Origin of the sequence: Occallatibacter sp., assembly GCF_049802275.1 — a bacterium.
Lineage (GTDB): Bacteria > Acidobacteriota > Terriglobia > Terriglobales > Acidobacteriaceae > Telmatobacter.
On sequence record NZ_JBARMD010000181.1, the window covers coordinates 1 to 8,599 of the forward strand.

The 8,599-nt window shown below is 55.8% G+C and carries 8 protein-coding genes and 2 tRNA genes; 4 read left to right on the forward strand and 6 right to left on the reverse strand.

From position 1 onward, the window contains the following. The first annotated feature begins 96 nt into the window (after window positions 1-96). Together WA354_RS06015 and WA354_RS06020 are read left to right on the forward strand one after the other, a co-directional pair. Window positions 97-480, forward strand: coding sequence for a DUF2255 family protein (locus tag WA354_RS06015; RefSeq protein ID WP_472812106.1), 384 nt, complete (start codon window positions 97-99; stop codon window positions 478-480). A 72-nt stretch (window positions 481-552) separates the two neighbouring features. Then, the gene (locus WA354_RS06020; protein WP_472812107.1) at window positions 553-948 is read left to right on the forward strand and encodes a (R)-mandelonitrile lyase; all 396 of its coding nucleotides are present in this window, start codon (window positions 553-555) and stop codon (window positions 946-948) included. 698 nt (window positions 949-1,646) lie between these two features. Here the strand turns inward: WA354_RS06020 and WA354_RS06025 are convergent. The 6 genes from WA354_RS06025 to WA354_RS06050 all read right to left on the reverse strand — a co-directional run bounded on the left by WA354_RS06025 (window position 1,647) and on the right by WA354_RS06050 (window position 7,770). Further along, entirely contained in the window at window positions 1,647-2,462 is an 816-nt protein-coding gene (locus tag WA354_RS06025) for a Csu type fimbrial protein (RefSeq protein ID WP_472812108.1), read from the reverse strand. Window positions 2,463-2,473: 11 nt separating this feature from the next. After that, the gene (locus tag WA354_RS06030; protein WP_472812109.1) at window positions 2,474-4,996 is read right to left on the reverse strand and encodes a fimbria/pilus outer membrane usher protein; all 2,523 of its coding nucleotides are present in this window, start codon (window positions 4,994-4,996) and stop codon (window positions 2,474-2,476) included. Continuing rightward, window positions 4,980-5,714, reverse strand: a complete 735-nt coding sequence (locus WA354_RS06035) for a fimbrial biogenesis chaperone (RefSeq protein ID WP_472812110.1) — start codon at window positions 5,712-5,714, stop codon at window positions 4,980-4,982. The genes WA354_RS06030 and WA354_RS06035 overlap by 17 nt, the downstream gene beginning before the upstream one ends. A 30-nt stretch (window positions 5,715-5,744) precedes the next feature. After that, the gene (locus WA354_RS06040) at window positions 5,745-6,230 is read right to left on the reverse strand and encodes a Csu type fimbrial protein (RefSeq protein WP_472812111.1); all 486 of its coding nucleotides are present in this window, start codon (window positions 6,228-6,230) and stop codon (window positions 5,745-5,747) included. A gap of 420 nt (window positions 6,231-6,650) precedes the next feature. Further along, on the reverse strand, window positions 6,651-7,145 hold the full coding sequence (locus WA354_RS06045; protein ID WP_472812112.1) for a spore coat protein U domain-containing protein: 495 nt from the start codon (window positions 7,143-7,145) through the stop codon (window positions 6,651-6,653). A gap of 550 nt (window positions 7,146-7,695) precedes the next feature. After that, window positions 7,696-7,770 (reverse strand) — tRNA-His (locus WA354_RS06050). 63 nt (window positions 7,771-7,833) lie between these two features. Between WA354_RS06050 and WA354_RS06055 the strand changes: the two genes are divergently transcribed. Both WA354_RS06055 and WA354_RS06060 read left to right on the forward strand, forming a co-directional pair. Next, window positions 7,834-8,382, forward strand: coding sequence for a DUF4112 domain-containing protein (locus WA354_RS06055; protein ID WP_472812113.1), 549 nt, complete (start codon window positions 7,834-7,836; stop codon window positions 8,380-8,382). A 60-nt stretch (window positions 8,383-8,442) separates the two neighbouring features. Further along, a tRNA-Pro gene (locus tag WA354_RS06060) sits at window positions 8,443-8,519 on the forward strand. Window positions 8,520-8,599 lie beyond the last annotated feature (80 nt).

Below are 8,599 nucleotides of genomic sequence, written 5' to 3' on the forward strand. Positions count from 1 at the left end.
GTGCAAGGTGATCGTTACCCCGAAGAAGTGGAGCGCATGACAAACCGCTAGTGGATTAGCACGCCACTGCGAGGAAGAACATGGAGGAAAGCAACATTGTCCGCATGGTCCCAAGACGAACTGCATAAGATTGCCGATTCAGATGACTTGCACATCTCACCTTTCCGCGAGGATGGGGTCGCCTACGGCACACCTACCTGGATCTGGTCCGTTGCGGTCGACGGCGCTCTCTACGTGCGGGGCTACAACGGACAGAAGTCTCGTTGGTACAAAGCCGCCGTACGCCAGAAGGCGGGACGCATCATCGCTGCCGGAATAACGAAAGAAGTTACGTTCGAGAAAACGGAAGGCCCCATCAACGATCGCATCGACAACGCCTACCGTGCGAAATACAAACGCAGCCCATATCTTGCGCCAATGATCAGCGAGCAGGCGCGTTCCGCAACGGTTAGAATCACGCCGCGAGACGGCAAGAGCTGATCTAACGATGACTTGCTCATGTGCTTTACCACTTGGCGGCTTCAAATCAATCTATAGACAGAGGACAAGACCATGGAGATAAAGAGAGCCGGTTCCCAACCATCGGGAAAAGGCCCGGCAGACTGGTTCACGGGCACCGTTCGCGTCGACCCACTTTTCACCGCGCCCGATCCAGCGCGCGTGGTTGGTGCGAGTGTCACTTTCGACCCTGGCGCCCGAACCGCCTGGCACACGCATCCGCTCGGCCAGACACTCATCGTCACATCGGGTTGCGGCAGAGCGCAGCACTGGGGTGGTCTCGTCGAGGAGATCCGGCCCGGCGACGTTATCTGGTTCGCGCCCGGCGAAAAGCATTGGCATGGTGCGGCGCCAACCACGGCGATGACGCATTTCGCTATTCAGGAGAAGCTCGATGGCAAAACCGTCGATTGGATGGAGAAGGTGAGCGACGAACAATACCGGGGTTGAATTACTAAGAAGGAGGAATCAATCCTGCTTCTTTTGATGAGCTCATTCGATCGTACTTTCCAGCTGTGCCATTGAATGGCCACTGAATCCACTTGTCTGAGGTGTCCTGCAGTCGATTACAATGCCTAGCACCCGGACAGAAGTGGATTCGACGACTTCCCTCACCCCCGTGTGACGAATTCCCAGGGCGCCTGTCCGGCGCGGAAGCCCGACAGGGCAGCACAAGAAATTGCAAGAGGAGCTACTCATGGAAATCGTTTCAGTCGGAGCTGAATGGTCGCAGAAGGTCGTCTGCGGAAGCTGCAAAAGCACACTGAAAATCGCGCAAACTGACCTTGGCTGGTTCAAAAAGACGAATTGGGACAGGGGACACCTTGGTTTTCGCTGCGGACACTGTAAGACGGCAATTCTGTTTGACTCAAACCTTATTGATGGGAAAGATCGTGAGTGGGTTTTTGCAGAATGTGAATACCCTCCAATTCACATTGGGCAATCGCTCAAGAATAAGAAGGTCGAAAACATCTAGCGGACCGCTGGATGCAGCGATCCGCGTACAGGAAGAGAAATGCAGGGCCCTGAAAGCGCCCAAAATGGGTCCGAGATCACTGGTGTCCGCACTTTCTGAAACGCACAGATCAGTGTTGCCAATCCACGCGAGCTGATGCAGATTTCGTTGGCTGTGTTTATCCCAGGATCAATCAATATGTGATGGTCGCGGTGATGCTGTCGGAATAAGAGCCAGGGAAAAGAGTCTGTGCTCCGGGTATCTGGCCATAGACAGTAAGAGACTGGTTGGCTCCTGTACCAGAACCGGCAACGGTGTCTGTGCCGACCGTATTTCCCCAGTTTGTGGTGTGCGCGCTGTTCGAGTAGAGCGAATAATTCAGCGTGTGCGCGCCGCTTGTCATCTTCCTCGTGGTGACCGTCGCTCCGGTCGCGGTACCGGCATTCAGGCCCACATAATACGGAGCATTCGTCGTGCAGTTCACGATCATCGTGGATGTGGCATTTGTCGTGACACCGGCATAGACGCCGAAGCTGAGCGCGCTGGCACTGATAGTGCAGGCGGCAACAATGGTTACAGTCACTGTGAAAGACGTGGTGGCTGTGTGGATTGTGTCGGTGTAGGTTCCAGAAATGACGTGCTGCGTTGCGGAAATTTGACCATAAACAGTGACGTTGGTGTTCCCGGTACCGGTCAATTCCGTGTCTGTGGTGTTGCCCCAATTCTGGGTTCGCGCACTATCGCGAAACAGAGCGTAGTTGAGCGTGGCACCGAAAGGGCCGGTCATCTTCCGGTTTGTTACCGTTGCGCCCGCACCGGTCCCGGCATCCATTGGAATATTCCAGCCTCCGGCGCAGGTGACCCGTCCGGTAGCAGTCCCGTTGAGAAGTGTTCCCGTGTAGGTCCCAAAATTCAGCGTTGAAACAGTGAGCGAGCAAGTCTGTGCCGTGGCATTGTGAGCGCATTCCAGGGAGAAGATCAGGAAGGCAGCCCACAGTAACTTTCGCATCCTCTTCCGCATTACGGCCTCTGTTCCACGCAAGTAAGAGGTCCAATTGAAGGAATATCTCCGGGAACAGCCTTGTACTCGAAGCGAACCAGGCAACTTCTACCATCCATGCGCACAACCTTGACCTCGTTGTGTGGGCTTAGATTCTCAAGGTAAGCATCTCCATCATAACCAACTGGAACATTTGCTCCGCTACCAATAAGTGTCGCCGTGCTTCCAAGCGGCAGAGGCTTTCCACGCTCGTCAACCAACTGCAGCAACGCTCCACGACTGAACTTAACCGGAAACTTCACCACGACCCCGGAGTGATCCTGTGGCCTGAATTCGCGTGTCGCCGTATCGAGCGTCACGTCCGCTGGAACATCGGTTGCAGCGATGGCAACGTGATTCAGGTCGAAGGAACGCATGTCGGGTACGAGCAGCCGTCCTGAGGAATTCGTTGTGCCCACTTCCCGATTTTCCTGGAGAACGTGCACGTGCGGCACAGGATTGGTATCCACGATTGCGAAGCTGTCATAAATAGTGTTGGAGGGGAAAACGCTTCGATCTGCAAAGGAGATTGCCCCCTGTGTCTCCAGTCGCCCGGTCGTAGTCCCCCCACTTTCGTCGATGCCGCCAGTGATAAGACCGGCTTTCGACTTGTACTGCATCTGTCCGAATTCGTGGTGTGAGTCTCCAACTGCAGCGTAGACGTTGTAGCCCCATTGGCCGATCTCCGCCGCCGACTGCTGAGCCTGCAACTGCGCCGTGCCGGCTGACGTGCCGCTGACATTCGCCGAGCTTCGCTTGCCGAATGGGATCATGATTCCAGCTTGCAATCCGTTGCTGCTTCCCGGGTTTCCAGATACGTCCTTGAACTCTGAGACATACAGAGTTACGTGGCGGATCAGGATTGAATAGTTTGCAGAAACAATGTGAGTGCGTACTCCCGCGAATGGAGTGGGCGTGATCTGGACAGGGGCGGCGTCCTGGTCGATTCCTCCGTAGGCGGCTCCAAACGAGCCAAAGCGCCTGCTGTAAACGCTTGCGAAAGCATTGATCTGCTTTCTGAAGATTCCGTCGCCATTCATCGCTGCGATATCCCGGTAGCCTTGCGTCGCCATTGTCGCCGTGCCGCCAATGCTGAATCTTCGTCCAATCCGTTCGACGCCCGCAGCGAACTGTGCGCCGCTGTGCCCCCAACCGGAGCTGCCCGACGCTGCAAAATTCACCACACCAAAATGGCCAATCTGCCGCACTCCGCCCGCACCGGCAAGCATGGTTCCCGGCGTGCCTTCGGCGCTGGCCTCGATCGTGAAATTTGAAGTGAGGCCGCGACGGAACATGGCCGCGCCTGCAAACTTGCCATAGTCGTAGCTGGCTGAACCCCAATTACGCCTGACCAATCCGGCCTGCACCGAGAACGTCTGAAGTCCAGGCGCAAGAAGGGAAGAACTCGCATAGAACGGCTGCGTCACTGTCACTTGTTGCCCCAGCGCATTGGTGACTGTCATTGAGATGGTGCCCGCGCCGGTTACGACAGGCAGTTGCGGAATCTGGAATGGACCTGCTCCCACATCGCCAGATGCGGCCATATTGCCATCCATCAGAACTTCGACCGTTGAAGGAACGGCGGCCGAGCCGCTGAGCGTGGGCATCGGAAACGTGATCAGGTCCGGCCGCATGCTGAAGTCGGACTCCACCTGCACACCCTCAAAGCGAACGGCGCGATTCCAGGAGAGACTGGAGGTGATGTAGTCGCCCACGCTGTAACGGCGCATCGAATTCACATCCGCATAGGTGTATACCGAGTCGAGACGAACGTGGTTTGGATTTCCACTGTTGAGGCTGGCACCCGCATAACCCAGCCAGTCCGAGCTTGCAACACCCCAATGCGAAAAGAGCCGCAGATCGAACGAACCTGTCCCTCCTAGTTGTCCTCCGGCATACGTTCCAACCGTGTCATAGTTAAGCGTGAGGCCGGTTCCGCTCTCGATTTTCCGATGAGCCAGCATCGCCTGCAATCCGAAAGGCTGAAGCAGCGTCGGCTCCAGAAGCAAGCTTCCAGCCATGATATTCAGAACGAGATTCTTCTCATCGAGATTCCAGGACAAGCCTCGTATACTCGACAATTCAATCAGGTCATGAGGTCCCAGGAGCAGAGCCTCGGGGACTCGGAAACCGAGATCGTGCAATTCGGCCGGCCGCACCATGAGCCGGCCGCGGCGCATTACGAACTCGCCGATCTTGCCGGTTGGCTGTCCGTTCACACGCACGTCGAGCAGCAGTGTCTCGTCGCCAATCGGTTCTGCGCCGGGGTCAGAGCTATTCGAATGTTCCGCGGCTTTCGCCGGAGTGGGAGAACTGTCATCTGTGATCGAGGGAGTGGAAGTCTCCACCCCGGTGGTGGTGAAACCTGGTATTGAAGCCGAAACTGCCGGGAATGCCTGAGCGGCAATGGCCAGGCGAGGCATAAGTGTCAGCGCGAGAAAGAGGATTCCCGCACCGTTGAACCGTTCGCACAGGTTGCGATCACCATCATGGAGCGCCAACAACACTTACCTGCTGTTCAATCGCACCCATGTCCGATTGCGCCTTGAGCTGCAGCCTTTGATTCGGCGGCAGGGGAACGGGATCGCCTGGTGCGTCAATCTTCCAGTGCCGGGTTACTCCGGCGAGAATATACGGCGACAAGCCGGAAGCCGTCGTCAGCTTGCGGCCGTCGCTCGTATTCAGTTCGATCTGGCGGACCGCCAAATGTCGCCGGCCATTGTTGATTCCGACGAGGTACAGCGCTCCGTCCTTGTCCTCGAGGTGAAACTGTACATCCGGTTTCACCCCGGAACCGGGCTGAGCAAATATTGGAATCGACAAACGCAGAACTACATGTACGACGCCAGGCTCGGCCGGAGGCGGAATCTGGTCGAGAATTATCCGATAGGTGCTTTCTCTGGCCGCCGGTGCTTGCCGCAGGATCAGCCGCACGACCTGGCTGCCCCCGGGAGCAAGCGTGGCGAGCGGCGGACTGACAACTACGAGGTCCGACGGAGTGAGAACGTCCTGATCTCCATCCTGATTCCACGCGAAGGCCCGAATCTGAATTGAGGTCTTACTGTTTCCCTGGTTGGTTACCGTGAGGGAACTGGCTCGCTGGCCCGGTGCCATGAGAACATTCACGGGCAGAACCGATAATGATTGTGCGCTTGCCGCCAGCCCCAGAACGATGGGAAGAGCAGCAAGCGCACGGATGACTGCGACACGGCACGACATCATCAAAAGCCCCGATGATCAAGCTGAAAAGCTTTAATAGGAGACGGTAGCGGTAATCGTGTCGGTGTAAGCTCCGGGAGTCGGATACTGCGCTCCAGGGATCCTACCGAAGACGGTAAGTGTCTGGGCCGAGCCTGCTCCAGTTCCTGTGGCTACATTTCCGCCGCCGATGTCGGTCCAGTTGTTGGCGCGAGCAGCGTCCGTAGTCAGTGAGTAGTTCAAACTCGCCGCGCCACTCGTCATCTTGCGGGCCGCCACAGTACCCGACCCAGAGCTGAGGCCAACAGTGTAGCCCGTGCTGTTTGTGCAGGTGACTGTGATTGTAGAACTGCTGTCGGTCTGAGTACCCGTATAGTTCCCAAACCCGAGGTTGGTCGCACCAATCGTGCACGTCGCCACAACAGTCGCACTGACGGTGAAATTGGAGGTCGCTGTCGCCGCATTTGCGCTGGTAGCAAGGCCCAGCATGCACACTGCAATGGCAGCGGCCGCGGACTTAAAAGTATTTCCGAGTTTCATCTAGAGGACTCCTGAATCAACTGGTTCGAATTCATGAAACGGCTGTTCGACGCATTGGTCAAACAGGATCAGCTGCTGACTGATTCAGGCAATCGTGATTCGGGGGGCTCAAAAAGCTGGTCCCGTTGCCGGTCACTTGCCACCGACTACCGAACACGTCAACTTTCGCGTTCGTTGATGCAAAGAGTTGCAATCGTCAGAAGCCTCGATTCCGCCCTTTGGTTTGAAGGCGAGACCTTCCTGTGGGGAGCTTCTGTGCATTTCAGATGTCTAAGCTTATCGATACATAAGTCTAAGACTCAATGAAACTTTCGGAACGTAGACATGACTTTGGGGTACCGCATTGGTATACAACGTGTGATAGCCCCGGCTAGCTATGAAGAGCGGCGCAGGAGTTTGGTAGAAGATGGTCGGATCTATTTAATAAGTAACGCTAATCATGATCGTATCGTCTGACGAGCTATCCTCGACGACTCTTCCTGGCAGAATCTGAGCGACCACAGGAGTCGTCTGAACGGCGCCATTGCCGTTTCCAGGCATGGTGTCGACTCCCATCGAGTGGAGTCGGTTGAGGATTACTCCAATGCCAGGTATCGGTGCGAATCCGGATGCTGAAAAGCCGGGGAGAATCATGTTGCGTTTCCCAACCGACCCGGTGGCCGCCAAGCTCCCGCTCAGGTCAACGCTGTAGGCGGTTGGTTGAGTGCACGTGACGGAGATCAGCGAATCAGCATTCTTGATCGTCTGATTGTCGGATCCGAACCTCGTCGAAGAGAGGGAAGCTAAGCAACCACTCTGAACTGTAACCGACACACTAAATGCACCAGTCGCCGTAGCCGCGTCGCCGCATTCGGGAATGGAACTGATCGCAAGGAGATATATCCCGACAACGCTCAACGCGTGTTTCCTGGACATCCTTCAACCTCCTTTGCGGAGAGAATCCTGTGGGGCACCAGCAGAAACAGTAATTCCAAGCGCGGCTTTGAGAATCAGACACTATCCCCGTCTGCACTACTTGACCAAGATCCCGACGACCTTAGAGGGTGGCGCTGGGCAGTTCACGTTCTTTATCGGCACTTTCAGAAGCCACTTTAGACCTGCCGAAAGGTTTTTTTGTGAACATTTCGGGATTCCAAATGCTTTGCTCGCGCACCGCAGTGATCGAGAAGAGACACTTCCGTGCTGCTTGGTAATCCCCGACCAGTACCAATCTGTTCTGCGGTTCTCTCGAGCAGCGGCAATACCCGCTATCGGGTTTGGATTCCGAGAGTTCCTGTCGGAAATTCTATGTGTTAACCAGAAAACGTACTGTTGCCAGTGACGCGAGGAATATCCAGGACTTTTCCGATCCTGAATGCTTTGGAGTGCTTGAGGGACATGCAGAAGTTTGCCATTTGGGGACGGAAAGGAGTGTCACCGCTGCCAGCTGGGATGGGAATGCTTGTATAAGTCTCTTATTTTTTATTGGGGCGGCTAGAGGGGATCGAACCCTCGACATCCTGAGCCACAGTCAGGCGTTCTGCCGCTGAACTATAGCCGCCACGTACCTTTACGATTGTAGCATCGAACTAATAGGCCCGAAGCCCACCGCACCAAGCCGCCAATGTCCAAATTCGAAGCCAAATCGCCGCGTTTCGAGCCGCCATTCTCGCCTGAGGTGAAAGAAGCTGTTGCCCCTACCGGCCGCTGGAGACGAGGCACCGGACTCTTCAGCGATGAGACGTTGAGCAGGCTGAAATTTCTGCTCGATGAAGCTTTTCGCATCCCCTTCACCCGGATCCGATTTGGGATTGACGGTATCATCGGCCTCTTCCCGGGCTTTGGAGACGTCATCGGAGGGTTGCTCTCGTTGATCATTCCAATTGCAGCGTGGGTCCGCGGCGTTCCTTACATCACCATCGTTCGCATGACTGCGAACCTCTGCATCGGTGTCCTCGTCGGCTCAATCCCGATCCTGGGAGATGCTTTCGACATCGGGTGGAAAACGAATGCTCGCAATTACAAGCTGATTCAACGCCATCTCGGCGAACCGCGCCGTCACACCTGGAAGGATTGGGTGTTTCTTCTGGTGCTGGCGTGCATTATCGCACTCGTTTTTGCCGTTCCCATCTTGCTTCTCATCTGGCTGCTGGAATGGATCATTCATCCGTGAAGCCGCGATCTGGACGGCGGGAAGGCACCAGCCGTTCCGCGATACAATCAAAGAACACGTCGGGGCGTAGCGCAGTCTGGTAGCGCATCTGCTTTGGGAGCAGAGGGTCGGGGGTTCGAATCCCTCCGCCCCGACCAGAAGTTTTTTAAACCTGTCTCACTTTACAGGCTCGATCGATTCATTTCCGGCTGATTGTGTATTCGCTCATGGCGTGGCG